The following is a 25,187-nucleotide window of genomic DNA, read 5'->3' on the forward strand; positions in this document are numbered from 1 at the left end:
CTTACATTCGGGACTGGGGTATCAATGTCCGGCCAGTTTCTTATCGAAGCAGGGCATAAGGCTGCCTAGACTCAAAATAAAATCCGTAATAATAGAATCTGTGTCCAACTTATAGGGGGCTAAACCAAAATTATTTAATCTATGTTCCAGCTATTATAAAAGCTGAGGCCCCTAATAGTTTCAGCCTTCAACCATTTATAAATATAGAAGGGCCAATATCAAAAGAAAGATTACCTACTAATGATAAGTTATGGCCAAATCCTGACTACATAAGGGAATACAATAGAATAGCCCCTTAACAAGAAGCTATTCTATTAGGCCAACTCTGTTTCTAAACGCTCACTACTTTTAGTAACCGTTTGATCCACTGAGTTAAGGTATGCTTTTATACGTTGAGCAAGCCAATAAGCAACAGGCGGAGTTACGGCGTTTCCTAAGGCATGATAGCGGGCAGAATCAAGTTGATCTTGGTCAAGATGCAGCTCATTTAATTTTGTCCAGTTCTCAGGAAAAGCCATTACTCCTTCGCACTCTGCAGGTGTAAGCCTTCGGATTTTCCCTACACTTGGGTAGCAGACATAATTACGGCTCCAGTCAGTTCCTGTATGCCTAGCCGATGTAGCATACAAACAATATGCTATCGATTGAATTACTGGTCCTGTTCCGCCAATATCTCCAATGACTTCCTGAAATGGGGACGAAGGTTTCGGCCCATCCTGTCTGCTCTCCTTAATATTCCCCTCGCTGCGTTCGGGCTCAAAAAGTATCGATCCGGGACCTCGTTGGTCTCTATAACACCCGATAATGTACACTCTTTGGCGTGATTGGGGAACTCCGAAGTATCTGCTGTTAAAAGTACGCCATCCAACTGCATACCCGAGTTGGGCCAACGTTTGAAGGAGAACTCCAAAATCTCGTCCTCCATGGGAGCTGAGTAAACCCGCAACGTTTTCGATAACAAGAACTCTGGGCTTGTTTTCTCCAACCAGTCTAGCAAACTCATGAAAGAGTCGAGACTTAGATCCTCTAAGTCCTTCTCTTTTACCCATTCTCGCAAGAGAGAGGTCTTGACACGGGAAGCCTCCGACCCATACATCGGAAATAGGGATTGTTGCATGATCTAAGGTTGTTATATCTGACCACTTAGGCACATCTGGCCAATGTTGTTTTAGAATACTTGTACAAAATGGTTCAACTTCACATTGGAAATTTATTTGGTATCCAGCCTGCTGAAACCCTAAGTCAAAGCCACCAATTCCACTAAAAAAAGAAGCTAATGAGTATCCGCACAACTCTTCAAAAAGGTTAGGTTGTTGCTTAAGACCATTGTCAGGATAATTGATGCTATCGGCGTAAAGCCTGATCCGGGCAATATCTGAATCTGTAAAAACCCGCCATCCATTTCTATCCCGGCCCACATCTTCTACCTTCCCGTCCTTTATCCAGCGATCTAGAGTAGCATATGAAATACCTATCTTCTTTGCCGCTTCTCTAAGAGTATGGCCTTTATTCATATATTATGACTTAAAGTTTTAGCAACCTTTATCAACTTACTCCAGCAAACATACAAAAAAGCCTTACAGTTAATTGAAACGCCGATTTTTTATTTTTTTTTGGTCGCCAACGGGAACATTCATAAGGTCTGATTTTCATAGGTTTAGGAACTTAAAATTTTATGGTTATAGGGTAAATTTTACTTTTCTTCTACCTGTACGGTCGCGTGGTGTTTGCAGATCAAGCAAGCCAGCGCTACTTTTGACGCGCTTAGTGGTCTTGCCGTTACGCCGGTTCTGTTGAGTCGAGCGAGTTTCGCTTAGGTGCTTGTCCATCTCGCCCTCTAGAGCAGACTCCAAGAAGTGCTTAAGCAGGGGAGCGAACAGGCCGTTTTCGCCCGTCAGCGGCTTACCCTCATAGAGGCCCTTGATGGCTGCCTGCTTGAAGGCGTCGAAATCAAAGTTGTTGTGATCAGTCATAGTGGTGAATATAAGGTTTGTTTTTATTCACCCGCAGACCTGACACAGTTCAGCGTGCAGCCTCTTTTCCAGGCCCAAAGCCATCAGGGATGAAGTAACAACGCCCGATTGATGCACCTGTTATATTGATCAATACGTCTCCTGCCTGAACGCGACTGTTCCGCATGGATTCATCTACCTCTTCGGTTATATAGGCTACATCATCCAGCCGTAACCCATCAAAGTGAATATTCTGGCTACGTAACAAAGGAATGCCTTCTGTTTTGTAAACAGACGCCCCGCCTGAAGGTGTTACTCCACTGCCTACTTTCAACACTACATACCTCAGCTTCTTCAGATTCCAATGAGCTGGTATATCCCCCAGCCACTCAATGCCGGATGGCTTCATCGGGACGTCAGGGTTGATGCCTTTGGTAACGGCTTCGTTGATGAGGGTGGCTTTCTCCTCCCGCAGCAGGTCAATCAGCCGCCGTTTGCGGTCGATGAGCGTGTCGATTTTGGCGGTTTTGTCATCAAGGTAAGCGGCAATGGCGGTTTGTTCACCTTCACCGGGCAAGACCACTCTCAGGTTTTCCAGTACGTTCATTCCAATATTAGGTTGTGTACCGAATGACCAAGAAAGTTGAATATTCTTCTGAAAGTACTCTGATGAAAGTGCGTAGAATATAAATGCTGAACTATGCTCTGGCTTCACTCTTACTAATGCCAAGGGAGACCATATGTTAAAGTCATCATCAAAATCAACCAACGCAATTTTACCAGTTGTAGAACCTGATTTCACGATGAAGATGTCACCCCGCTTAGGTTTACACTTTTTGGCATAGAGCGCGTCTACGTCCGGTTTGATATTGCCGCGACGATAATTGAAGTTGATACGCCCTTCTTTTACAGCCTCTGCCGAGACAAATGGTACACCTTCTTCAACAAACTCAGGAGTCTCATGTGGCCCGTCTGTTATCTTTGTTTCCACAACATATTTTAAGGCTACTGCTCTCCAACCGGCCGGAATCTCGCCGAGCCAGTCGATGCCAGTGGGTTTATAGGTATCGTATGTAGTCATGATTGCCAAAGAGGTTCATTTTGCCAACTGGACGGAAGGCCCAGCGCGTTGATGTCAATATTTGGGTATTTGCTCAGCAACCCGGAAAGCTTCTGCGTGAAGCGATTCCCGGGAACGATTACGTTCAACATGTACTTCATGCAACACAGGTGAACATACAGCCTGTGGTGTTCGGTGACGGGTGGCACCCACGTCAGCCAGGGTGCCGGCGGTTTCGGCAACAGTTTGGGCCGTCCGGGCAGATTCTTGTTCCACAGCCTGCCGTGATGGGCGCAAATATTACGAATTTGCGTAAACGTCTGCATCCAGCTCGGCATAAAGGTCTGATTAACCAGCTTCAGGTCTGCCGCAATCCGGTCCTTCGAGCGTACCGATGATTTCAGGTTGCCGTACAGCTTGGACAGATTCCCCAGGCTCACCACCTCCAGCGACTTCCAGGCGGGTGGCAGCCGGGAGTCGGTATTGTATGTCTGGCGGTGATGTACCAAGAATGTATCTTCTGAACGAGCTATCTCTTTGCGGATGGATTCAAGCGTCCTTTGATGCGCGGATACGTCTTTAAATAACTTCGGATCAGTAAACCACCAGGGGTCAAACTCATGCGAAAGCTGGTAGATCATTCGGGTTCGTACCCCAATCTCAATCCGTTCGATGATGCCGAAGACCAGCAGCCGTAGCTCCCGGTCGAAGTTGTACAGACTGACAGCGTTTTCGAAAGTACTGCCCGGCTTAAAGGTATGCTGTTGTTTATCGTCCTGCATGGCCCACCAGTACCCGGCCAGCCGGTAGTAGCTGATGTTCAGAAGCTGGCGTTCGGCCTCCGCTATATCTGTTATTAGCAGGCCCCGTTGCTTGAGCTGCTGTATTTGTTGTGGTATGGTAAGGGCAGGTTTTGTGTATTTCATCGACCCAATACGGCATAAAAAAAGCCCCCTGAGGTGCTCATGTACGAGCCTGGGAGGCTGATAGTTTCAATCGAAAAACCTTATAAAAGCAAAAGACTCGCCCTGGGACGCTGATCTGACGGGTAGCGTGGCGAGTACTGTTGATGCAAAAGTACAACGTTTTCCGGAATAAACCAAGTTCACCTGCATCTTTTTCATGTGTTACACTTATTGCGTGTCCAGAATCGTGTGAATCAGGCCTTCTGTCTCTTCCTCCAGGGCCAGTATATCCGCCCGGATGTCGGCCAGGGACCGCAGCGGCTTGTACTGGTAGAAGTACTTGGTAAAGTTGATTTCGTAGCCCACCTTCGTCTTGCTGTGGTCAATCCAGGCATCTGGTAGGTGTAGTAATACCTCACTCTGGAAATAGAGGTCAATGTCGTCCAGGAGGGGCACGTTCTCGGCATCACGCAGGTTCGCATCCGGCTCGTACTGTACGGCAGCACCGGTACCGTCAAACAGGCTGGGCTGGTTCTTTTTGCCTTTCTTCACCACGGGCCTGCCGTGTTCATCACGCAGCGGCCGTTCTACCGTAATGCGGCTGTAGCCAAAGAAGGCGTTGGGGTAGATCTTGACGTAATCACTCTCCTGAAAAGCTCCATAGAGTTCGGTGATCTGCCGGATCTGCGCCGGTGAAATCTCGTTGCGCTTGTTGCCCAGGCTGCGGCTCATCTTCTGGAAGAAACCGGTGGCGTTGATAAGCTGCACTTTACCCTTGCGCCGGGGCGTTTTGTGGTTGGTGACAATCCAGATGTAGGTACTGATGCCGGTATTGTAAAAGAGCTGGTCGGGCAGGGCGACAATGGCTTCCAGCATATCGTTCTCGATAATCCACTTCCGAATCTCGCTTTCTCCGCTACCGGCTCCACCGGTAAACAAAGGCGAACCGTTAAGCACAATACCCAGCCGGGAGCCGCCTTCCGGTACAGCTTTCATCTTGGAAATCATATGCAGCAGGAACAGCAGCGATCCGTCGTTGATCCGGGGTAAACCCGGCCCAAAGCGGCCTGCGAAACCCCGCTTTTCGTGCTCGGCTTTAACCACCTTCTCCGTTTTCTTCCAATCTACGCCAAACGGCGGATTCGCCAGCATAAAGTTGAACCGCTCGTCGGGGTGCTGATCGTCCTTCAGCGTATCCCCGAAGCGAATGTTGCCGGGCTCCTGCCCCTTGATGAGCATATCGGCTTTACAGATGGCGTATGACTCCGGGTTGATTTCCTGCCCAAACAGTAGCAGTGTGGCATCGGGGTTCTGGCGTTTGATGAAGGCATCGGCGGTAGAGAGCATTCCACCAGTACCGGCAGTGGGGTCGTAGAGGGTTCGGATGGCTCCTTTCTTGTAGATGTCCTGCTCGTCCATGAACAGCAGATTTACCATCAGCTCAATGACCTCACGGGGCGTAAAGTGCTCCCCTGCGGTTTCGTTGGAGATTTCGGCAAACTTCCGGATCAGCTCTTCAAAGATGTATCCCATCGTGAGGCTATCCACCCCAGCCAGGTCGATCTCCGAGAACCGCCGAACGACGATATACAGCAGGTCGGCCTTATCCAGCCGCTCGATCTGCTCGTCAAACCGAAACTGCTCCATGATGTCGCGGACGCTGGTGGAGAAGCCGTTGATATACGTCCGCAGGTTAGCGGCTATGTTGTCCGGGTCTGCTATTAACCGACGGAAGGTGTAAAGACTACGGTTGTGGAACTTGTAGCCGGTGGCACGGTTCAGCACCCGGTCGATGATATCGTCGGATTGTCCTTTGTATTTATCGTATTGGGTTAATACTTCGTCTTTGGTGGGTTCCAGCAGGCCATCCAGTCGCCGTAGGATGGTGAGCGGCAGGATAACCTTGCCGTACTCGGCCTGTTTGTAATCGCCCCGCAGCAGATCGGCTACGGACCAGATGAAGTTCGCTTTCTCGCGGAAGTTTATCATAAATCAGAGGGTATGTCTATTCAGGCTGTCCTTGCCCTAACGGGTGCAGCCGTGAGACAGAGACAGCCCGCAATATACCTGTATTTGGGCGTACGTCTCAAACCACCCGCCCCGCCGGCCTAAAGTCCAGATTCTCGGTGATTCGTTTGCCCTCCTGGTTCAGTGTCTCCATATACAGGCTGATCCGCCGTTTGGCCTCGGCCAGATCCCCGTTGTTGAGGTTGATGTTCAACAGGTCGATGAACCAGGGCGGTTTTACCCCACTCAGAATGTAGGTATCGGCTATCGCCCGCGCAATGGGCAGCGTGGTGGTCTTGGAAGAGTCGAACACGTCTTTGCCGGATGCCTGCAAGAGCTTATCGTACTCCTCCTCCAGCAGCCGGCGGTATAGCGACTCGGTAAAGACATCCCCCGCCTGAACACCGGTGGCTGGGTCCGCTTCGGTTAGCCTGGCCTCTTTGTGCAGCCACTCCCAGAGGATGCTCAGCCGGATCTCGCCCGTGGCCATGTCTTCCATCAGGTACAGTATATCGTCGTTGCCGAAGAAGTCGGCCGGCTTCAGGGCGGCCGCCTGCATGCCCTGCCCAAAGGCGTTGCCGTACTGCAGGGCCACACTCAACAGGTTACGCGCTCCCCGGATGTCTCTGGGGGCCGGCTCCAGTTGGATCAGCCCGTCGGCATCCGCCTGCGTGTAGGTCAGCGGGGGGAACTGACGGCCAAGTTGATTGGCCTCACCCACCTTCTCCCAGACCGGCCTAACGATATGCACCATCTTCCAGTGAGCTACCCACTTGCCGCTGGCTCCTTCGCGCTGCTCCCGCTCGGCACCGGCCACGGCTTTGGCCATACTGGCGGCTACGCCTTCTGTGGAGCCTACGGGTATGTTGGGCTCCATGCCGCCCTGCCAGAGCGCATAGTTCCCGTTGCGGTCGGGCGTGTTCACCGCCCGGCGCACCCGGTCCTCGTAGTGGCGCATGTAGCCGTAGGTCATGGTGATGGCTTCGATGTTGGGGTTGATGAAGCTATCGTCCCAGGCCAGCGCATCCGACACGCTGTTGATGTAATCCCAGCGACCGGTGTTGAAGCCCACAAAGTGCGGGCTCAGTGCCGCCCGGATCTCCATCAGTTGGTAGGTGGCTTCCAGTTGCTCCACCAGCACGTAGACCTTGATGGTTCCCTCAGCCAGGCCCAGGTGCTGCTCCAGGGCCGTCAGCATCTGGTTCCACAGGGCCGCTTCGCCGGCGGTCTGGATCTTGGGCAGGTAGAGCACCACCGAAGAGCCGGCCTGTTGCAGGGCCCGGTAGTTGTTGGTCACGTACAGCGTCAGGTCCACGATGGAAGCGGCCATCGCCACTCCCTCGGCATCGCGGATGTGGCGGTCGTCGAGGTGCAGGCCGCGGGCGCGGAAGATTTTGGTGGTGAAGTCCAGTTGTGCCTGCCAGTCGGTGATGGTCTCGCGACCCAGGAAGCCTCGTGCCCAGGTGTTCATCTCCCCGGCCACCTGCTCGGCTACCTTCAGGAACAAGGGGTCGCGGTGAATAGCGAGCTTGAGGTTGCGCTGGTTGTCGAGGGACATGGTAGTAATCTGGCCCAGGGCATCTTCGCCGTCGAACATCCAGCCGTCGGCGCCGGAGAGCAGGGCGTAGGCCACGTTGCGGATGCTGTTTTCGACGGGGGCGTTGGGTTTGGTGGCCGGACCGGTGCCCTGAATCCACTGGCGCTGCAAATCGGGGGGGATCAGGGCGCCGTCGAAGTTGCCGTCGCGGGCATCCTGCACGCGGATCTGGGTGTGGGGTATGAAGCGCTGCGGGTCCAGAAAAGCAATGCGCTGGTTGAGTCGCCGGCGTTCGGCCCGGCGGTGCAGGCGATCGGCCATGGCGGCTTTGATGCGCTGGTTAAAGGGGGCTAATGCGGATAAAGCCGCCAGGGCTTCAGACGTATACACGTCTGCATAAGTCTGGTTCAGATTGTCACGAATCGTAAGAGCAACGTCAGCCATATTGAGCAGGTAAGGGAATAAGGGATTAGATAAAAACAGGTAGGGGTTACCAGAAACGCTTGCTAAAAAAGCAATAACTAATCAGAAACTATTCATGCCGCCCAACAAATGGGCAGGCGCTAACCCTGGCCGGATACGTGTTGGACTAATTATGTTTCTATTTAGGATTATTCGATAAAAAATTTTTCGATTAGCAGTGTATTTTGTTTTAATCAGTTTACTAAAAAGTATATTTGCTTGAATTTGTTATAACCTACCGTACATACTTCATGAAAACCATTGTTTGCCTATTGCTCATAGGCATAGCCGTATCGGGTTGTGCCCCCTCTCACTACTATATTGCAACCGCTCCGGTACGTATCTACGCCGACGATCACATGACCAGTCGGCGGCTACAGGACATTCCGGCGGGTGCCACCCTGTCGGTTTCTGATAAGTCTCTCTTCCGCTCAAGGTACCTGATACCGGTTCAATACAGTGGATTCCGGGTATATGCCTATCTGCCGGAAGCCGAATTTCAGCGCACCGAACGGGGGAAAATGACCATGTATAAATCAGCGAAACACTTCCCGTCTTATACCGAGCCGATTGCCAATTCGGCAAATGCCCAGAAGCACAAAGCATCTGTATACCGGAGCTATCCGGGCGGGCGTGTATTTTACAGCAGCACCCCGGAGATCAACCGGTAAGCGTTGTCTGTCTTTCCTGTAAAACCAAAAGGCCGCACCCGATCAGATGCGGCCTTTTGGTGGATAAACCTATACTACATGGCCCACCCCTGACGGTATTCGCGTTTCAGGTATTGATTCAGTTCCGGGGCGTTGGGAAACTGCATTGCCTGCGGATCCCAATTGATTTTAGTGCCCTGCTTGTAGAGTGCCACCACCCCGAGCACCATGGTTTCATTTAGTGGACCGGCGTACTCAAACGGGCATACGGCCTTTCCGTTTCCTTTGCAGGCTTCGGCCCAGTTGCGCTCGTGGCTCATGCCTACGCGGGGGATAGTCTGCGCCGGTTTTTTGTAAGCATCCATCCGCTCCTTAGGTAGCAACCGTGGCTTGGCTCCGTAGGTTTCGTGCATCAGTTTGCCTTTGGTACCCACGTACAATACACCACCGCCTTTATTTACCGGCTCGTCGCCCAGTTCCAGCGGCTTGGGCGGCAGAATACCGCCATCGTACCAGGTCATGGTGATCACCGGATTTTTTTTATCGTTGGTTGCAAATTCATACGTCACCATAGAGGCCAGCGGGTAACTCTGCGCCGGACCTTTCGGATCGTTTTTACCAAAGGGTGTCGACGAGGCTTCTATACTGATGGGAGCCGTCAGCCCCAGCGCCCAGTACGGGTGGTCGATTAGGTGAGCGCCCATATCGCCCAGCGCTCCTACGCCGTAATCAACCCAGCCGCGCCATTTGAACGGGGTGTAGGCGGAGTGGTAGGGCCGGTACTGAGCCGGTCCTAGAAACTTATCCCAGTCCAGCGTATCGGGTACGGGCATAGCTTCGGTAGGTGCCGGCAGGCCCTGCGGCCAGATGGGTCGGTTGGTCCAGACATGTACTTCCTTTACTTTACCAATAGCGCCGTCGGCAATCCACTCGTTAATGGAGCGGGCATCGTCGCTGGAGTGGCCCTGATTTCCCATCTGCGTCACCAGCTTCGGGTTTTCTCTGGCCAGCCGCGCCAGTTCACGCGATTCCCATACGGATGTAGTCAGGGGCTTCTGCACATATACGTGCTTGCCCAGCTTCATGGCCGTAGAGGCCTGAATGGCGTGCAGGTGGTCGGGCGTGGCAATAATTACGCCTTCAATATCCTTTTGCTCCTCCAGCATTTTGCGGTAGTCTTTCCACCGTTTAGCATTCGGGTAGGTATTATATACAGGTCCGGCATAGGCATCGTCGATGTCGCAGAGCGCCACAATATTTTCGGTGGGTGCCAATGCCCGGATATTGCTTTTACCCATACCGCCGATACCAATAGCGGCTACGTTCAGCTTGTCGGAGGGAGCGATAAACCCTTTGCCGCCCAGCACGTGCCGGGGCAGAATGGTAATACCGGCAAAAGCCAGCGAGGCTCCTTTGACGAAGTCCCGGCGTTTGATGTTGTTCTTCATGGTCAGTTAGCTAAGGAGAATGGATTCTAAGCAGAAAAGGAATAAAGGCGAAATCTATACTCCTATCTAAGGTAGACAGAAACCACCGGCAAACCCATAGCCCGTCTTACTTTTTTATGGTGATATGCCTGACTACCTCCCGCTTGGGGAACGCGATGCGCCAGACCGCCAACGGCTGCGTTTGCCCGGCAAAGCACTGCCGGCAAATAGGGTTCTCCGTTGGAATGGGTGCGTTGTAAACAAACAGGGTGTCGCCAATTCGCTGGATGTTGCTGGTCTGCGGCAGCTTGTTTTCAACATTGTACAGATAGGCATCCAGCACTTCGCGTTCTTTGGCAGCCAGGTTTGAGTTTTTAATGTCGGCGGCCCCCAGCAGGCTGATCCTGGCTCCGTATTTGGTGGCGATAGCCTGGGTTTTGGGTAAATTCTGTAACTGGCATACCTCCGCAGCCGCCCGGGTAGCCATAGTCTGTTGCAGCTTACTGCTTAATTCATTCTGGACGACTCTGGCAATTTGTTCGCCCCATTCATTCACGGCCTCGTTCATCTGAACAGCCGTTACGCGTTTTACCTTTTTATCAGCCATCTCCTGCTTCAGTTTGTCGGTATACTGAATCCGATCTGTGTTGCAGGAGGCAATCAGTACCAGTAGGGCCAGTGGAAGAATACAGCGGTTCATGGACAGGAACTTAATGGATTTATAAAGCGTATAACAAAGGTATATCTGCCCTCGTTACCGAACCATCGGAATTTTGTACTTTTGTCATTGATAAGACCTTGGACGTCGACACTAGATTTTGCTACCAAACCGGCCCATCTAACGTCTGATGTCTACCATCTAAAGTCTGGAAAGAATATGATTGAGCAGTTAGAAGCTATTCGGGAACGCTTCGAGGAGGTGTCTCAGCAAATTGTGCAGCCTGAGATCGTCTCCGACCAGAAGCGTTTCATGAAAATCAGCAAAGAATATAAGGACCTGGAGAAGATTGTTCAGCAATACCAGGCCTATAAACAACTCCTGGCCGAAATTGACAACGCGAAAGAGATCATTGCTACCGAAAAAGACGAGGATTTCCGCGAGCTGGCCAAAGCCGAACTGGATGAGCTGCTCCCCCGCCGGGAATCGCAGGAGGAGACGCTGAAAGATATGCTGACGCCCAAAGACCCGAACGACAGCAAGAACGTTATTCTGGAAATCCGGGGCGGTACGGGTGGCGACGAAGCCTCTATCTTCGCCGGTGACCTCTACCGCATGTACCAGCGCTACTGCGATAAAATGGGCTGGCGCATGTCGCTCATGGATTTTACGGAAGGCACCTCCGGTGGCTACAAAGAAATTATCTGCCAGATCGAAGGCGAAGACGTCTACGGTAAACTGAAGTTTGAATCGGGGGTGCACCGCGTACAGCGCGTACCGGCTACCGAGTCGCAGGGACGTATTCATACCTCAGCGGCCACCGTTGCCGTACTGCCCGAAGCCGAAGAGGTAGACGTTGAGATCAACATGAACGACGTTCGCAAAGATACCTTCTGCTCGTCGGGGGCAGGTGGGCAGTCGGTAAACACCACCTACTCGGCCGTGCGCCTGACACACATTCCGTCGGGTCTGGTGGTGCAGTGTCAGGACGAGCGTTCGCAGATCAAGAACCTCGAAAAAGCGCTGACCGTACTCCGCTCACGGCTGTACGAAATTGAGTTGCAAAAGCATAATGATGCGATTTCGTCGCAGCGCAAATCGATGGTGGGCAGTGGCGACCGCTCCGATAAGATCCGGACATACAACTACCCCCAAAGCCGCGTCACCGACCACCGCATTGGCCTTACGGTGTACAACCTGCCGGCGGTAATGGACGGCGACATCGACGAATTCATCGAGCAACTCCGCATCGCCGAGAACGCCGAGAAGTTGAAGGAAGGGGTGGCTGCGTAAGTGTTTGTAAAACGGAATACAATTCCGTTCTACAAACTCCCCGTCTTCCCCCCATCTACGGGCACATTAATACCATTAATGGACGCGGCCGCTGGTGTGCAGAGAAACGCAACGGCGGCCGCTACCTCTTCCGGCTCGGCAAAACGCCCCGTCGGCATTTCGGCCTCCATCTGCTGCTCCACATCCTCCCGCGATTTGTTCTGCGCCTTCGAGCGCATGTTGAATACGCCTTCCAGCCGGGCAGTACGCGTATAGCCGGGCAATACGTTATTGACCGTAATGCCATCCCGCGCAATCTCCAGCGATAAGGTTTTGGCCCACTGCGCCACCGCCCCCCGAATGGTGTTCGACACGCCCAGCCCCACGATCGGCTGCTTGACGGAGGTAGAAATGATGTTGACGATGCGGCCGTATTGTGCCTTCTTCATGGACGGCACTACGGCCTGCACCAGGTTCTGGTTGTTAATGAGGTGTGCAGCAAATGTCTGCATAAATACCTCCGGCCTGGCATCAATAAGTGGACCTCCCGCTGGTCCACCGGTATTGTTGATCAGGATATGAACATCCGGGAATTCACTCAGGTATTGGTCGATAGCCGCTTTTACCTGCTCTGGGTGGGAAAAGTCGGCCACGAGGTAGCGGTGGGTCTGGCCTTTGCTGCTGTCCAGTTCCTGCACCACTTCACGGAGTTTTTCTTCGTTTCGGGCAAACAGGGTTACATTGGCACCCAATAAAGCGAGTTCTACGGCCGACGCTTTGCCGATACCCTGGGTGCTGCCGCAGACAATGGCGGTTTTGCCGGTGAGGTCGAGATTCATAGTTTTTCGTTGGTATGTCGATGACCCGACAAAGACTGAAATCTTTTGGGCCTATTTTGCGTATGTATTCAAAAGCCTTATTCCGATGAAACGATATTCAACACTGGCAGCCCTGTTCATCTTAGTGGCGGCATTCACTGCCTTTCGTCCTTTAATGAACCCCCTGGTGGTTGACCATAGCGGCTGGAACCGACTGCTGAAAGAGCATGTCGATGAGCGCGGCCTTGTCGACTACAAAGGTTTCAAAAAAGATGAAAAAGAGCTAAAAAAATACCTCGATTTACTCAGCAAAAATCCGCCTTCGGACAAATGGAGCCAGGATGAGCAGATGGCGTACTGGATCAATGCCTACAATGCCTATACCGTTCAGCTTATTCTCGACCATTATCCCGTGAGCAGTATCAAAGACATCGGCTCCAAGATTAAGATTCCGTTTGTCAACACGCCCTGGGATATAAAGTTTATTGAAATCGGCGGGCAAAAGTATGACCTGAATAACATTGAACACGGCATTCTGCGCAGGAAATTCAACGATCCGCGCATTCATTTTGTGCTGGTCTGCGCGGCCGTTTCCTGCCCGCGCCTGCGAAACGAGGCCTATACCGCCGATAAACTCGACCGCCAGATGGATGAGCAGGGCCGCGACTTTCTGAACAATCCAGCCCGGAACGACATAAAAAAGGGAGAGGCCAGCTTATCGAAACTATTCGACTGGTATAAGATGGACTGGAATAAAGATGGCAAATCGGTAGCGTACTGGGTGAATCGCTACGCTAACACGAAAATTGATAAAAATACCCGTATTGCTTACCAGGATTATAACTGGTCGCTGAATGAGCAGAAGTAAGCGTTCTCCTCGCCATTCCTCCGGTCAGTTAGCCGCTCTCCGGCCTCTGTAGAACAAGACGTCTGATGCGTTGTTATAGGAAAAGATAATTCTTTGCCGGTCTTCCATGCCAGGAAAGGACCAAGGCAGGAAATCGTCCTTTCATGTAGATTTGTTCGGACTAATCTTTAGTTTTGAGCAGATTTGCTTAACCAATAACTCTATCGAAGACCATGTCAAGAGGCTTACTTATCATTGTTGCGTTGGTACTCATCTTCAGCTTTTTTGGCTGCAGCACGTACAACGGGATGGTACAGAAGGACACAAACGTTCAGGAAAAATGGGCGAATGTTCAGACGCAATACCAGCGCCGGGCCGACCTGATACCCAACCTTGTCAGGACGGTACAGGGTGTGGCCAATTTTGAAAAAAGTACGCTACAGTCTGTGATTGAAGCACGGGCTAATGCTACGTCTATCCGGTTAAACGCCGATCAGCTAACACCTGAGAACGTAGCGCGTTTCCAGCAGGCGCAGGAGCAGCTTGGCGGGTCTCTGTCGCGACTGCTGGCTGTCGCCGAGAATTATCCACAGTTACGCGCCACCCAGAACTTCTCAGAACTACAAGCCCAGTTGGAAGGCACTGAAAACCGCATAGCCGTTGCCCGCAACGACTTTAACACTGCTGTGCGGGACTATAACCAGTCGGTGCGAACCTTCCCCAACAACATCTTTGCGGGTATGTTTGGCTTCAACGTCCGTGGCTTCTTCGAGGCTTCCGCAGCCGCCCAGCAGGCCCCAACGGTTCAGTTCTAATGAATAACAGATAATGAATCGCAACGGCGAACCGTAATGAATAGACTCCGGCAACCTTTATTCATTACGGTTCACCATTGCCGTTTATTATTCATTAATCCCTATGTCAGCAATCAATCTGTTTACGGCGGAGCAACAGCAGCGCATTATTGCGGCTATCCAAAAGGCCGAACTGGCTACTTCGGGCGAAATTCGGGTGCATATTGAAAAGAAATGTTCCGGCGATAACCCGATGGAAAGGGCCATTGAAATCTTTGGTAACTTAGGGATGCACCAGACGGCGGAACATAATGGCGTTTTATTTTACCTCGCCACCGAAGACCGTAAGTTTGCTGTTATCGGCGACAAAGGCATTAACGAACGGGTACCGGCTGGGTTTTGGGACAGCACCAAAGAACTGCTGCGTACGCACTTTGCCGCCGGCAATCATACTGAAGGGTTGTGCCAGGGCATTGCCGAAGCCGGCCGGCAACTGAAGCAATTCTTTCCGCGCGCCCACGACGATACCAACGAGCTATCCGACGAAATATCGTTTAAATGACCCACCTCCGAGTAACATCCACTACCCACCGTTGGCTTTCAACCCTGCTGCTTTTTCTGGTTTCACTGGCAGTTTTCGCGCAGGACAATATCCCCGACCGGCCAAACCCACCCCGGCTGGTCAATGATTTTGTCGGCATTCTGAACCCCAGCGATCGGGCACAGCTTGAACAGAAGCTCCGCGCTTACAACGATTCTACCTCTACGCAGATAGCTATCGTTATTGTCCAGACTACTGAGCCTTACCCCATCGGCGACTATGCCTTTCAGATAGGCCGCAAGTGGGGTGTAGGCCAACGGGAAAACAACAATGGCTTAGTGCTCTGCTGGGCAACCGGCACCCGCAAAGTATTTATCGCCACTGGTTATGGCCTGGAAGGTGCCATTCCCGACGCTATTGCCAAGCGTATTGTCAGCGATATCATTGTGCCTAATTTCCGGCAGGAGCAGTATTATCAGGGTTTAGACCAGGCCACTACCGAGATTATCCGCCGGGCCAGTGGCGAATACAAAGCCGATAGGAACCAGAATGAAGATAGTGGCGGTGGCAGTGCTCTCTTTGTTGTGATCTTTGTTTTCTTCATCATCATGTTCATCATCAGCCGGCGCAACCGTGGGGGGGGGGGCGGTTTTGGCGGACGGCGTCGGGGTGGTGGCTGGTTCTTTCCGTATACAACCTATTCCGGCTGGGGCAGCTCATCTGGGAATTGGGGGGGCGGAGGAGGTTTTGGCGGTGGTGGCGGCTTTGGCGGCTTCGGGGGCGGCAGCTTCGGGGGCGGTGGTGCCGGAGGGAGTTATTGATTATTTAATGATGAATGCATAATGATGAATGGTGGCTTCATAGCAGCAGCAGCGTAAGGACGCGTCAGCCCATTCATCGTTCATCATTATACATTCATCATTCATTCAACCACCCTTCCCTCTACCGAAAAAGTATTGCGATCAAAGAAGGTCAGTTGCTGAAAACCGTCGATGCGGTAATGTCTGAGTTGCCAGTGCTGGCCGGCACCGGCATCACTTTCCAACAGCAAACGACGTTCTGATTGATACAGCGGGTTATCGGTTACCAGTAGCGCTTCAATACGGGAGGGTTTACGGTAAAGCGAATCCAGTACAACCGTTAAGGCCTGTACAGGCAGTTTTTCGCCCGCTTTTAGCCGGTATTGCCACGTAAGGGGGTTCGGTTGATTAATTATATAACTGTTGCGGTAGGCTGGTTTATTGATATCGGCCTGCAGAAAAAGCTCCAGTTCTCGTCCCCAGTTAATATCATTCACCTGTTTCTGGTTTACCTCACCTTCAACCAATAGCCGCTTCATGACCGTCGGCTTCTGCTGCGCCAATGTATCAATCTGGCGCTGAATATAGCCGGCTACATCGAAGTAGCGGTTCGTTTGCGATTGTTTGGCGGGATTGTCACAGGATGTCAGAAATCCGAAAATGCTAAATAGGACAAAAGCTTGCTTCATAATCTAAAAAAGCACCCTCCGCTGGTAAACGGAGGGTGCGTTACAAAAGTGAACAGCACTGATGTGCCAACACTAATTTTCAGCAATGAGTTTACTGATCGGCCAGAATCAGGTTATCGCCGGTCATCTCCACTGGCTTTTCAATACCCATCAGGTACAGAATGGTTGGGGCAATATCGGCTAACTTACCGTCCTGCAAACGCGGATGGTACTCGTTATCCACCAGAATGCAGGGCACCAGGTTGGTAGTATGGGCCGTGTTTGGCGTGCCGTCTTCGTTAATCATGTAATCGGCGTTACCATGGTCGGCAATGATAATGGAGGTATAACCATGCTCCAGCGCCGTAGTCACCACTTCGTTCGCACAACTGTCAACGGCTTCGGCAGCGGCTACGGCAGCTTCAAACACGCCGGTATGGCCAACCATATCCGTGTTGGCAAAGTTCAGACAGATAAAATCCGGCTCCTCGCTCTGTAGTTCTTTTACGATAGCATCGCGAATGTCGTAGGCGCTCATCTCCGGCTTCTGGTCGTAGGTAGCCACTTTGGGCGAAGGACATAAAATTCGCTTTTCGCCCTCAAAAACGGTTTCCCGACCGCCCGAGAAGAAGAACGTAACGTGCGGGTATTTCTCGGTTTCGGCAATCCGGATTTGCTTCCGACTGGCTGCTGATACTACTTCGCCCAGTGTATTCTGTAGGTTATCCTTGTCAAATATGACTTTTACGCCTACAAACTCATTATCGTAGTTTGTCAGGGTTACGTAATACAGGTTTAGCTTGTGCATGTCCTGCTCCGGAAAATCCCGCTGCGTCAGCGCCTGCGTAATTTCGCGGCCCCGGTCGGTCCGGAAATTAAAGCAGATCACCACATCACCCGGCTGGATAGTAGCCACGGGTGAGCCATCCGCTTTTACGGCAATGATGGGTTTAATGAATTCGTCTGTTGCGCCTTTATCATACGATTCTTCAACGGCCGCTAAAGGATTCTGCGTATGCACCCCAACCGCATTAACCATAGCATCGTAAGCCAGTTTTACGCGCTCCCAGCGGTTATCCCGGTCCATGGCGTAATAGCGGCCAATGATGCTGGCCAACTGCCCTGTACTCGATGCCATATGCTGCTGGAGTTCTGTCAGGAAACCGATGCCACTGCGGGGGTCCGTATCCCGGCCGTCGGTAAACGCATGGACATAGACGTCGGTTAAGCCTTGACTGGCAGCAATTGAACACAGCCCTTTCAGGTGATTGATATGCGAGTGTACGCCACCATCCGACACCAGACCGATAAAATGCACGGACTTACCGTTCTGTTTCGCATAGCTCAGTGCATCCACCAGTGTAGGTTCGTTGTCTAGGGTATGCTCTTCTACCGCTTTGTTGATCTTCACCAGATCCTGGTACACAATCCGGCCGGCACCCAGGTTCATGTGGCCCACTTCAGAGTTGCCCATCTGCCCTTCCGGCAGGCCCACAAACAGGCCGGAAGCCTGCAGCCGGCTATGCGGATACTGAAGCAGCAGCGAATCGTAAAAAGGGGTGTTGGCCTTATCAATGGCCGAAACATCGGGCTTCTGGGCGATGCCCCAGCCGTCGAGAATAATCAGAATAACTTTCTTGTTCATAGTCTCATCAAGTAAGCAAGGGCCTGTTTATCAGCAGCTTTCTTATAGAATCAGGCGATACCATAATCGGGTTATTTACTTTCGAACCGATGTTGACGCAGAGGGAGAATCATTGGCAGGAATCAGCTCGTGCCGCTCGATGAGGTACGTTAAAAACTGGAGACAACAGCGATGCACAATCTGATAGACCTGCTCAAATACTTCAGCATCTTCGTAATAAGGGTCCGGCACGCTGGGCTCGTCGTTTACGACCGGATCAAATTCACGCAGCAGAAACGTATTTTCGTCGCTGTACAGACCCAGGCTCCGATGGCTGAGGTTCTGGATAGCCTCAAAATTAGCCTCGTCCATAGCCACCAGATAATCAAACTGAGCCAGGTCCTCGCCGGTCATGCGCCGGGCGCGGTGGGTCAGGGTGAGACCGTGTTCCAGTGCGTTTTCGCGAGTGCGCCTGTCCGGCAGATCACCAATATGATACGAGGAGGTACCGGCCGAATCGCACGTAATCTGACTGCTTAATCCGTGTTCCTCCACCAGCATCCGGAAGACCCCCTCTGCCACGGGCGATCGGCAGATATTTCCGAGGCAGACAAAGAGAACGCTTATCATAGCAGTGAGCAGTTGGCAGTAAACAGGTTATATCAGGCAGTGGCCCAGGCACTACTTCTCAATGGGTTCGTTGTTTTCGTCAACGATCACGTAAACCGTTTCGGTTGATTTTTTCATGAGATACTTCTCACGGGCAAATTTCTCCAGACGACGGTTATTCCCCAGGATTTCTTTCCGCTGCGCTTTTACCTCCTCAATCTTTTGCTCGTAATAGGCTCGTTCACTTTCCAGCTCACGCAGCTTGAGCCAATGGCGCGTTTGTGACACCAGGTCGTTTGCATCAAAAAACAAAACCCAGACCAGCAGCCCTAACCCTGAGGCTACATAGAAGTTCTTACCGAAACGAAGAATCCGCTGCCACATGGTTAGTTTGAGGTTTGTAGGTTGAGGTTTGAAGTTGAGCATATAACTTCAAACCTCAGACTACAGACTAAACATTAAAACTTCTTACCGGGGAAGTAGGCCATTTCGCCTAATTCTTCCTCAATACGGAGCAATTGGTTGTATTTCGCCATCCGGTCGGAACGGGACGCCGAACCGGTTTTGATCTGACCGGTATTCAGGGCTACCGCCAGGTCGGCAATGGTAGCATCTTCGGTCTCACCCGAACGGTGCGACATAATGTTTTTGTACGAGTTCCGCTTTGCCAGGTTTACGGTGTCGATGGTTTCCGTCAGCGAGCCAATCTGGTTTACCTTCACCAGAATAGCGTTGGCGATATTATCATCAATACCCTGTTGCAGGCGGGTTACGTTGGTTACAAACAAGTCGTCACCAACCAGTTGAATTTTGTTCCGGAGCAGATCGGTCATTTCTTTCCAGCCAGCCCAGTCATCCTCGCCCATCCCATCTTCAATTGAGATGATGGGATATTTATCGCACCACTCTTTCCAGTAGCCGGCCATCTGCGACGAGGTCAGCTTATCACCAGTCGACTTCTTGAAGTGGTACTGACCGGCTTCGGCATCGTAGAATTCAGACGCAGCGGCATCCATCGCGATAAAGATGTCTTCACCGGGCCGGTAACCTGCCTTCTCAATGGCCTGCAACACGACCTGGATGGCCTCTTCGTTTGACTGAATATTCGGCGCAAAACCACCTTCATCGCCAACGTTCGTAGAGAGCCCTTTCGACTTCAACACTTTTTTCAGGGTGTGGAATACTTCCGTTCCCATCCGCAGCGATTCCGAAAAGCTCGTTGCGCTCACCGGCATCACCATAAACTCCTGGAAATCGATAGAATTGTCCGCGTGGCTACCACCGTTCAGAATGTTCATCATCGGTACGGGCAGTGTATTGGCATTCACACCACCGACGTAGCGGTACAACGGCAGCCCCGCTTCCTGAGCAGCGGCTTTGGCCACTGCCATCGATACACCCAGAATGGCGTTTGCGCCCAAATGACCTTTGTTTGAAGTACCATCCAACTCCAGCATAATCCGGTCAATCACCCCCTGCTCGAATACTGAAAGCCCAACCAGTTCGGGAAAGATTAACTCGTTTACGTTTGATACTGCTTTCAATACGCCTTTACCAACGTATACTTTGTCGTCGTTATCGCGCAGCTCAACAGCCTCGTGGGTTCCCGTCGAAGCACCGGATGGTACAGCCGCCCGGCCCAGAAAGCCGTGCTCGGTACGTACATCAACTTCAACGGTAGGATTGCCTCTTGAATCCAGAATCTGTCGGGCATGAATGCTTTGAATGGTACTCATTGCGTCTATGGAGGGGGTTAACTATACTAAAAATAATGGTTGCCTTTTGCTTCTATAGAAGCAGCATATGGTATGTACGGGCACAAAGTAACAAAATCCCAGTTACTTTTTAGGCCTGCTTAATTAACTTAATGAACTCATCAAACAGGTAGTGCGAATCGTGCGGACCCGGCGAAGCCTCAGGATGGTACTGCACCGAAAAAGCCGGTTTATCCTTCCGTCGAATACCTTCAATGGTTTTGTCGTTCAGGTTCAGGTGTGTCACCTCAACCTTACCGTGGTCCTGCAACTCGTCGGCTCTCACCGCAAAACCATGGTTCTGCGACGTTACTTCGCACCGGCCGGTAATCAGGTTCTTTACCGGGTGATTCAGACCACGGTGGCCGTTGTGCATTTTGTAAGTTGAGATACCACTGGCAAGCGATAAAATCTGGTGACCCAGGCAAATACCAAACAAGGGTTTATCGGTATCCAGCGCCTGCTTCACCGTCTCTACGGCATAAGGCATAGCCGCCGGGTCGCCAGGGCCGTTGGAGATAAAGAACCCATCCGGATTCCAGGCTGCCAGCTCAGCAAACGAGGTCTTGGCCGGAAATACGCTGCAATATACACCCCGATTAGCCAGATTGGTCAGAATGCTCTTCTTAATGCCTAAATCAAGCACCGCTACTCTAAACCGGGCATCTTCGCTACCTACCTCATAGGTGTTTCGGGTAGAGACTGTCGACGATAGCTCCAATCCTTCCATATCGGGGACGTTGTTTAGCTCCAGCAGCAGTGCCTCCGGGTCCAGGATTTCAGATGAGATTATGCAGTTCATAACGCCCTTATCCCGAATATGGCGTACCAGTTCCCGCGTATCTACTCCGTGAATACCGACAATATTTGCCTTCTCAAAATACTCCTGTAAGGAGCTATCAGCCGTATGGCGGGAGTGAATGGGCGAGAAATAGTTACAAACCATACCCATGATCTTCACGCCGTCCGACTCCTCTTCTGAATGAAGTTGCACCCCGTAATTACCGATATGCGAAGTCGTATTGACAATTACCTGCCCGTAATACGAAGGGTCCGTATAAATTTCCTGATACCCTGTCATGCCGGTGTTAAAGCAGATTTCTCCGCCAGCCGTACCTATTTTTCCCAGTGCCAAGCCTTTAAAAACTGCACCATCCTGCAAGACCAGCAATGCCTCCCGCTGTGTTAGGTTCATGTGTTGCCCGATGTTTGTTTAATAGTTAAAAAAAAGGGGCTAAACCTTACGGTTAACCCCTCCTGTATCAATAAGAAAAGAACTTCATTAGCCCTGCTTCGACTCATCGGTTGTATCATCCGTGTTCGTCGTTTCGTCGGCTGCCGGTGCTTCAGGAGCAGCTTCGGCAGTGGGTTGAGCGTCTGTTGGCGTATCAACTACAGCAGCATCGGCTGCCGCAGCATCGGCTGCCGCAGGTTCATCGGCTACTACTTCGGCAGCAGGTGCCTCAGCGGCCGGTGTTGCAGCAGCTGCAACAGGAGCAGCCGTTTCGGCACCGCCTTCGGATGCCTTGCGTCCACCACCCCGACGGCTCCTGCGCGTACGGGTTGCTTTTTCAGGAGCAGCCGTCAGCAGCACTTCGTTGAAGTCGACCAGTTCCATCAGGCAAGTCTCGGCATTATCACCGGCGCGATTGCCCAGCTTGATAATGCGGGTATAACCACCCGGACGGTCGGCGATTTTATCCGCCACATTCCCAAAAAGCTCTTTCATCGTCTCTTTATTGTTCAGCGTTCTGAACACAATCCGACGATTCTGGTACGTGTCATCTTTCGCCCGGGTCAGGATCGGTTCTACGTATTTACGCAGTTCCTTCGCCTTTGCCAGAGTCGTTTCGATACGCTTGTGCAGGATAAGCGAAGCGGCCATATTCGACAGCATCGCTTCCCGGTGCGAGTGCGTACGGCTCAGGTGATTATCTTTCTTTCCGTGTCTCATTGTTTGTTAGAATCAGGGCCGGCGCAGCATAGTTTCCCAACCTGCCGCCTAACCAAATCGATCATTTAATCCTCTTCCAGTCTGTATTTTGCAACGTCCATGCCGAACGTCAGACCTTTTTCTGCAACAAGTTGCTCAAGCTCCGTCAGCGACTTCTTACCGAAATTGCGGAACTTCATCATATCCGAGATCTCCAGCCTCACCAGGTCACCCAGCGTCCGCACATCTGCCGACTTCAGGCAGTTGTAGGCCCGTACCGACAAATCGAGGTCAGATAAGGGGGTCTTCAGCAGCTTACGCATATGCAGCATCTCCTCATCTACCACATTATCTTCCTCGGGCTTAGCCGTCTCGAAAGTCATAGTTTGGTCGGAGAACAGCATGAAATGCTGAATCAGGATGTGAGCCGCACTTTTCAGCGCTTCTTCCGGGTGAATTGAACCATCCGTTTCGATGTCCAGCAACAAACGCTCATAATCAGTCTTCTGCTCAACCCGCGTATTTTCTACGCTGTAGCGAACATTCTTTATGGGCGTATAGATGGCATCGATAGGAATATGACCGAATGGCAACTCGTTGGCACGAGGCTCGTCGGCCGGCACATATCCCCGACCTTTCTCTACAATAATTTCCATTTCCAGTTCACGCGTATCATCCAGGTGACAGATTTCCAATTCAGGATTCAGTACCTCGAAGGATGCCGAGAACTTTGATATATCCCCCGCCTTCAGTACCGGCGAGTTCTTTATAGTAACCGTAATTTTGTTGTCAATCATGTCGGAGATCTTCTTAAAGCGAACCATCTTCAGGTTCAGAATGATTTCCGTTACATCCTCAACAACACCCTCGATTGACGAAAACTCGTGCAGCACGCCCGGAAACTTAACGCTTGTGATCGCGTAGCCTTCCAGCGACGAGAGCAGAATCCGACGGAGTGCATTACCAATCGTTACACCGTAACCCTTTTCGAGAGGCTTAAACTCAAATAACCCGTGAAAATCGTCGGATTTTTCCATGACGACTTTATCGGGCATTTGGAAAGCTAATATTGACATACGTTTTTGTTTTTACAGCAGTTTTCTGCCAATGGAGTGAATGATCCCAGCAATATGGCATAAAGTGGCAGAACCCGATTGAGTTCTGCCCCCTGAATTACTTCGAATACAATTCGACGATCAACTGCTCGTTGACATTCTCCGGAATCTGATCACGCTCTGGGTAGCTGATAAACTTACCCGTATATTGCTGATTATCCCATTCCAGCCAGTTGTAACGCTTAGCGTTACGTGCCGATAAGCTGGTGGTAATGGCTTCCAGAGATTTAGATTTTTCGCGAACACTAATAGTTTGGCCCGGACGCAGCGCGTACGATGGAATGTTTACCACTTCTCCATCAACAACAATATGCTTATGGCTTACCAACTGACGGGCAGCACGACGCGTCGGCGCAATACCCAGGCGGTAAATGGTATTATCCAGGCGGGCTTCGCAGAATTTGAGCAAGTTCTCACCGGTAATTCCCTCTTTAACAGCGGCCCGGTGGAAAATGTTCCGGAACTGGCGCTCCAGAACTCCGTAGATATACTTAACTTTTTGCTTCTCCAGCAACTGCTGAGCGTATTCCGATTGCTTGCGCTTGCGGCCGCGCCCGTGCATACCCGGAGCGTAATTCTTTTTTTGCAGCGCTTTGCTTGGGCCTAGAATCGGCTCTCCAAACTTGCGCGAAATTTTGGCTTTTGGTCCAGTGTAACGTGCCATTGGTACTTGAAAAGAATGAATAAAGTGACCTGCATGGACAGACACAACTTAATGTCGCCTGCCCGTATTCATTGCTACAGTCGATTGAAAAATACGATTATACGCGACGGCGCTTCGGCGGGCGGCATCCGTTATGCGGCAGCGGGGTCAGATCACGAATGGCCATAACCTCAATACCCGTGTTCTGAATGGTCCGAATCGCTGATTCACGACCAGCACCAGGGCCTTTCACGAATACTTCTGCTTTGCGCATTCCCAGATCATGCGCCACCTGAGCACAGTTCTGAGCCGCCGTTTGAGCGGCATACGGCGTATTTTTCTTCGATCCTCTGAAGCCCATCTTACCGGCCGATGCCCAGGAAATTACCTGACCATTCATATTGGTGACCGATATGATGATGTTGTTGAAGGTAGCCTTGATGTGTACCTGGCCTACCTGCTCAACAACTACTACTCTTTTTTTCGCTTTGTCTTTGCGTTTTGCTTGAGCCATTTTCTTAGGGTTTGAAGTTTGTGGTTTGACGTTTGTAGTTAACTATACCACAACCTCAAACTACAAACTACGAACTTCAAACTAATTACTTCGTTGCTTTCTTCTTGTTAGCAACTGTCTTACGCTTGCCTTTCCGGGTACGAGAGTTGTTCTTCGTCTTCTGACCACGGACAGGAAGACCTTTCCGGTGACGCAGACCACGGTACGAACCAATGTCCATCAAACGCTTAATGTTGAGTTGCACTTCTGATTTCAGCGCACCTTCTACTTTAAACTCATTCGCGATGATCGAACGAACAGCACCTGACTCTTCATCGTTCCACTCGCTTACCTTCTTGTTTACATCCACACCAGCGCCCGTTAAGATTTTCTTAGCTGAGCTCCGGCCAATGCCGAAAATGTACGTGAGCGCAATCTCGCCCCGCTTCCGATCCGGAATATCAACACCTGCAATCCGTGCCATAGACGATTATCCTTGTCTTTGTTTGTACCTGGGGTTTTTCTTGTTAATTACGTAAAGCTTGCCTTTACGCCGGATCACTTTACAGTCCTCGCTGCGTTTCTTGATCGATGCTTTGACTTTCATGGTCAGTAAAC

The 25,187-nt window shown here is 51.3% G+C and carries 26 protein-coding genes and 1 pseudogene; 6 read left to right on the plus strand and 21 right to left on the minus strand.

What is annotated here, in order from left to right:
* Positions 1–314 precede the first annotated feature (314 nt).
* The 6 genes and pseudogenes from ABD931_RS13700 to ABD931_RS13725 all read right to left on the minus strand — a co-directional run bounded on the left by ABD931_RS13700 (position 315) and on the right by ABD931_RS13725 (position 7,905).
* Positions 315–1,514 carry a DNA cytosine methyltransferase gene (locus ABD931_RS13700; protein ID WP_345268022.1) on the minus strand — a complete coding sequence of 400 codons (1,200 nt, stop codon included), beginning with the start codon at positions 1,512–1,514 and terminating at the stop codon, positions 315–317.
* Between the two features lie 192 nt (positions 1,515–1,706).
* Positions 1,707–1,973, minus strand: a pseudogene (locus ABD931_RS13705) (transposase); the annotation flags it as partial.
* A gap of 49 nt (positions 1,974–2,022) precedes the next feature.
* Positions 2,023–3,033, minus strand: a complete 1,011-nt coding sequence (locus tag ABD931_RS13710) for a restriction endonuclease subunit S (RefSeq protein ID WP_345268026.1) — start codon at positions 3,031–3,033, stop codon at positions 2,023–2,025.
* Positions 3,030–3,938 (minus strand): Abi family protein, encoded by a 909-nt coding sequence (locus tag ABD931_RS13715; protein ID WP_345268028.1) that lies wholly within the window; start codon positions 3,936–3,938, stop codon positions 3,030–3,032. Before ABD931_RS13715 ends, ABD931_RS13710 begins: the two co-directional genes overlap by 4 nt.
* A gap of 207 nt (positions 3,939–4,145) precedes the next feature.
* Positions 4,146–5,906 carry a type I restriction-modification system subunit M gene (locus tag ABD931_RS13720; protein ID WP_345268030.1) on the minus strand — a complete coding sequence of 587 codons (1,761 nt, stop codon included), beginning with the start codon at positions 5,904–5,906 and terminating at the stop codon, positions 4,146–4,148.
* Positions 5,907–6,003: 97 nt separating this feature from the next.
* Entirely contained in the window at positions 6,004–7,905 is a 1,902-nt protein-coding gene (locus tag ABD931_RS13725) for a malate synthase (RefSeq protein ID WP_345268032.1), read from the minus strand.
* Positions 7,906–8,174: 269 nt separating this feature from the next.
* On the opposite strand from ABD931_RS13725, the gene ABD931_RS13730 reads away from it, so the two are divergent.
* Positions 8,175–8,594, plus strand: a complete 420-nt coding sequence (locus ABD931_RS13730; protein ID WP_345268033.1) for a hypothetical protein — start codon at positions 8,175–8,177, stop codon at positions 8,592–8,594.
* 74 nt (positions 8,595–8,668) lie between these two features.
* Here ABD931_RS13730 and ABD931_RS13735 read toward each other — a convergent pair whose 3' ends face one another.
* Positions 8,669–10,021, minus strand: coding sequence for a Gfo/Idh/MocA family protein (locus tag ABD931_RS13735; RefSeq protein WP_345268034.1), 1,353 nt, complete (start codon positions 10,019–10,021; stop codon positions 8,669–8,671).
* Positions 10,022–10,127: 106 nt separating this feature from the next.
* Positions 10,128–10,700 carry a hypothetical protein gene (locus ABD931_RS13740; RefSeq protein ID WP_345268036.1) on the minus strand — a complete coding sequence of 191 codons (573 nt, stop codon included), beginning with the start codon at positions 10,698–10,700 and terminating at the stop codon, positions 10,128–10,130.
* 177 nt (positions 10,701–10,877) lie between these two features.
* On the opposite strand from ABD931_RS13740, the gene prfA reads away from it, so the two are divergent.
* Positions 10,878–11,951, plus strand: a complete 1,074-nt coding sequence (prfA, locus tag ABD931_RS13745; RefSeq protein WP_345268038.1) for a peptide chain release factor 1 — start codon at positions 10,878–10,880, stop codon at positions 11,949–11,951.
* Positions 11,952–11,980: 29 nt separating this feature from the next.
* On the opposite strand, the gene ABD931_RS13750 is transcribed toward prfA, so the two are convergent.
* Entirely contained in the window at positions 11,981–12,769 is a 789-nt protein-coding gene (locus ABD931_RS13750) for an SDR family oxidoreductase (RefSeq protein ID WP_345268039.1), read from the minus strand.
* 85 nt (positions 12,770–12,854) lie between these two features.
* Between ABD931_RS13750 and ABD931_RS13755 the strand changes: the two genes are divergently transcribed.
* The 4 genes from ABD931_RS13755 to ABD931_RS13770 all read left to right on the plus strand — a co-directional run bounded on the left by ABD931_RS13755 (position 12,855) and on the right by ABD931_RS13770 (position 15,751).
* Positions 12,855–13,616 carry a DUF547 domain-containing protein gene (locus ABD931_RS13755; RefSeq protein ID WP_345268041.1) on the plus strand — a complete coding sequence of 254 codons (762 nt, stop codon included), beginning with the start codon at positions 12,855–12,857 and terminating at the stop codon, positions 13,614–13,616.
* 212 nt (positions 13,617–13,828) lie between these two features.
* The gene (locus ABD931_RS13760; protein WP_345268043.1) at positions 13,829–14,410 is read left to right on the plus strand and encodes a LemA family protein; all 582 of its coding nucleotides are present in this window, start codon (positions 13,829–13,831) and stop codon (positions 14,408–14,410) included.
* 103 nt (positions 14,411–14,513) lie between these two features.
* Positions 14,514–14,951, plus strand: a complete 438-nt coding sequence (locus tag ABD931_RS13765; RefSeq protein ID WP_345268045.1) for a TPM domain-containing protein — start codon at positions 14,514–14,516, stop codon at positions 14,949–14,951.
* Positions 14,948–15,751, plus strand: a complete 804-nt coding sequence (locus tag ABD931_RS13770; RefSeq protein WP_345268047.1) for a TPM domain-containing protein — start codon at positions 14,948–14,950, stop codon at positions 15,749–15,751. The genes ABD931_RS13765 and ABD931_RS13770 overlap by 4 nt, the downstream gene beginning before the upstream one ends.
* Positions 15,752–15,852: 101 nt before the next feature.
* Here the strand turns inward: ABD931_RS13770 and ABD931_RS13775 are convergent, their stop codons facing one another.
* The 12 genes from ABD931_RS13775 to ykgO form a co-directional block, all read right to left on the minus strand.
* On the minus strand, positions 15,853–16,419 hold the full coding sequence (locus ABD931_RS13775; RefSeq protein ID WP_345268048.1) for a hypothetical protein: 567 nt from the start codon (positions 16,417–16,419) through the stop codon (positions 15,853–15,855).
* 91 nt (positions 16,420–16,510) lie between these two features.
* Complete coding sequence (gpmI, locus tag ABD931_RS13780; protein WP_345268049.1) at positions 16,511–18,043, minus strand: 2,3-bisphosphoglycerate-independent phosphoglycerate mutase; 1,533 nt, start codon at positions 18,041–18,043, stop codon at positions 16,511–16,513.
* Between the two features lie 75 nt (positions 18,044–18,118).
* Positions 18,119–18,652 (minus strand): low molecular weight protein-tyrosine-phosphatase, encoded by a 534-nt coding sequence (locus ABD931_RS13785; protein WP_345268050.1) that lies wholly within the window; start codon positions 18,650–18,652, stop codon positions 18,119–18,121.
* A 51-nt stretch (positions 18,653–18,703) separates the two neighbouring features.
* Positions 18,704–19,015, minus strand: coding sequence for an FtsB family cell division protein (locus ABD931_RS13790; protein WP_345268051.1), 312 nt, complete (start codon positions 19,013–19,015; stop codon positions 18,704–18,706).
* A gap of 74 nt (positions 19,016–19,089) precedes the next feature.
* Positions 19,090–20,367, minus strand: a complete 1,278-nt coding sequence (gene eno / locus ABD931_RS13795) for a phosphopyruvate hydratase (protein WP_345268052.1) — start codon at positions 20,365–20,367, stop codon at positions 19,090–19,092.
* A 109-nt stretch (positions 20,368–20,476) separates the two neighbouring features.
* Positions 20,477–21,580 carry a glutamine-hydrolyzing carbamoyl-phosphate synthase small subunit gene (gene carA / locus ABD931_RS13800; RefSeq protein WP_345268053.1) on the minus strand — a complete coding sequence of 368 codons (1,104 nt, stop codon included), beginning with the start codon at positions 21,578–21,580 and terminating at the stop codon, positions 20,477–20,479.
* 87 nt (positions 21,581–21,667) lie between these two features.
* Positions 21,668–22,339, minus strand: a complete 672-nt coding sequence (gene rplQ / locus ABD931_RS13805) for a 50S ribosomal protein L17 (protein WP_345268054.1) — start codon at positions 22,337–22,339, stop codon at positions 21,668–21,670.
* A gap of 65 nt (positions 22,340–22,404) precedes the next feature.
* Entirely contained in the window at positions 22,405–23,394 is a 990-nt protein-coding gene (locus ABD931_RS13810) for a DNA-directed RNA polymerase subunit alpha (RefSeq protein WP_345268055.1), read from the minus strand.
* A 97-nt stretch (positions 23,395–23,491) separates the two neighbouring features.
* Complete coding sequence (gene rpsD / locus ABD931_RS13815) at positions 23,492–24,097, minus strand: 30S ribosomal protein S4 (protein WP_345268056.1); 606 nt, start codon at positions 24,095–24,097, stop codon at positions 23,492–23,494.
* 97 nt (positions 24,098–24,194) lie between these two features.
* Positions 24,195–24,590: a 30S ribosomal protein S11 gene (gene rpsK / locus ABD931_RS13820; protein ID WP_345268057.1), complete on the minus strand. Its 396-nt coding sequence runs from the start codon at positions 24,588–24,590 to the stop codon at positions 24,195–24,197.
* 85 nt (positions 24,591–24,675) lie between these two features.
* Positions 24,676–25,053, minus strand: coding sequence for a 30S ribosomal protein S13 (gene rpsM / locus ABD931_RS13825; RefSeq protein WP_345268058.1), 378 nt, complete (start codon positions 25,051–25,053; stop codon positions 24,676–24,678).
* Between the two features lie 6 nt (positions 25,054–25,059).
* Positions 25,060–25,176 carry a type B 50S ribosomal protein L36 gene (gene ykgO / locus ABD931_RS13830; protein WP_018618719.1) on the minus strand — a complete coding sequence of 39 codons (117 nt, stop codon included), beginning with the start codon at positions 25,174–25,176 and terminating at the stop codon, positions 25,060–25,062.
* Positions 25,177–25,187 lie beyond the last annotated feature (11 nt).

Origin of the sequence: Nibrella viscosa, from assembly GCF_039541875.1 — a bacterium.
Taxonomy (GTDB): Bacteria; Bacteroidota; Bacteroidia; order Cytophagales; family Spirosomataceae; genus Nibrella; species Nibrella viscosa.

Bases quoted from the DNA above. Each gene is read 5' to 3' on its own strand.
- ABD931_RS13760 (WP_345268043.1), top strand. From the start codon at position 13,829: ATGTCAAGAGGCTTACTTATCATTGTTGCGTTGGTACTCATCTTCAGC.
- eno (WP_345268052.1), bottom strand. From the start codon at position 20,367: ATGAGTACCATTCAAAGCATTCATGCCCGACAGATTCTGGATTCAAGA.
- ABD931_RS13765 (WP_345268045.1), top strand. From the start codon at position 14,514: ATGTCAGCAATCAATCTGTTTACGGCGGAGCAACAGCAGCGCATTATT.
- ABD931_RS13735 (WP_345268034.1), bottom strand. From the start codon at position 10,021: ATGAAGAACAACATCAAACGCCGGGACTTCGTCAAAGGAGCCTCGCTG.
- rplQ (WP_345268054.1), bottom strand. From the start codon at position 22,339: ATGAGACACGGAAAGAAAGATAATCACCTGAGCCGTACGCACTCGCAC.
- rpsM (WP_345268058.1), bottom strand. From the start codon at position 25,053: ATGGCACGGATTGCAGGTGTTGATATTCCGGATCGGAAGCGGGGCGAG.
- ABD931_RS13790 (WP_345268051.1), bottom strand. From the start codon at position 19,015: ATGTGGCAGCGGATTCTTCGTTTCGGTAAGAACTTCTATGTAGCCTCA.
- ABD931_RS13810 (WP_345268055.1), bottom strand. From the start codon at position 23,394: ATGTCAATATTAGCTTTCCAAATGCCCGATAAAGTCGTCATGGAAAAA.
- ABD931_RS13700 (WP_345268022.1), bottom strand. From the start codon at position 1,514: ATGAATAAAGGCCATACTCTTAGAGAAGCGGCAAAGAAGATAGGTATT.
- rpsK (WP_345268057.1), bottom strand. From the start codon at position 24,590: ATGGCTCAAGCAAAACGCAAAGACAAAGCGAAAAAAAGAGTAGTAGTT.
- ABD931_RS13750 (WP_345268039.1), bottom strand. From the start codon at position 12,769: ATGAATCTCGACCTCACCGGCAAAACCGCCATTGTCTGCGGCAGCACC.
- ABD931_RS13755 (WP_345268041.1), top strand. From the start codon at position 12,855: ATGAAACGATATTCAACACTGGCAGCCCTGTTCATCTTAGTGGCGGCA.
- prfA (WP_345268038.1), top strand. From the start codon at position 10,878: ATGATTGAGCAGTTAGAAGCTATTCGGGAACGCTTCGAGGAGGTGTCT.
- ABD931_RS13710 (WP_345268026.1), bottom strand. From the start codon at position 3,033: ATGACTACATACGATACCTATAAACCCACTGGCATCGACTGGCTCGGC.
- ABD931_RS13715 (WP_345268028.1), bottom strand. From the start codon at position 3,938: ATGAAATACACAAAACCTGCCCTTACCATACCACAACAAATACAGCAG.
- rpsD (WP_345268056.1), bottom strand. From the start codon at position 24,097: ATGGCACGTTACACTGGACCAAAAGCCAAAATTTCGCGCAAGTTTGGA.
- ABD931_RS13785 (WP_345268050.1), bottom strand. From the start codon at position 18,652: ATGATAAGCGTTCTCTTTGTCTGCCTCGGAAATATCTGCCGATCGCCC.
- ykgO (WP_018618719.1), bottom strand. From the start codon at position 25,176: ATGAAAGTCAAAGCATCGATCAAGAAACGCAGCGAGGACTGTAAAGTG.
- carA (WP_345268053.1), bottom strand. From the start codon at position 21,580: ATGAACCTAACACAGCGGGAGGCATTGCTGGTCTTGCAGGATGGTGCA.
- ABD931_RS13730 (WP_345268033.1), top strand. From the start codon at position 8,175: ATGAAAACCATTGTTTGCCTATTGCTCATAGGCATAGCCGTATCGGGT.
- gpmI (WP_345268049.1), bottom strand. From the start codon at position 18,043: ATGAACAAGAAAGTTATTCTGATTATTCTCGACGGCTGGGGCATCGCC.
- ABD931_RS13770 (WP_345268047.1), top strand. From the start codon at position 14,948: ATGACCCACCTCCGAGTAACATCCACTACCCACCGTTGGCTTTCAACC.
- ABD931_RS13720 (WP_345268030.1), bottom strand. From the start codon at position 5,906: ATGATAAACTTCCGCGAGAAAGCGAACTTCATCTGGTCCGTAGCCGAT.
- ABD931_RS13725 (WP_345268032.1), bottom strand. From the start codon at position 7,905: ATGGCTGACGTTGCTCTTACGATTCGTGACAATCTGAACCAGACTTAT.
- ABD931_RS13740 (WP_345268036.1), bottom strand. From the start codon at position 10,700: ATGAACCGCTGTATTCTTCCACTGGCCCTACTGGTACTGATTGCCTCC.
- ABD931_RS13775 (WP_345268048.1), bottom strand. From the start codon at position 16,419: ATGAAGCAAGCTTTTGTCCTATTTAGCATTTTCGGATTTCTGACATCC.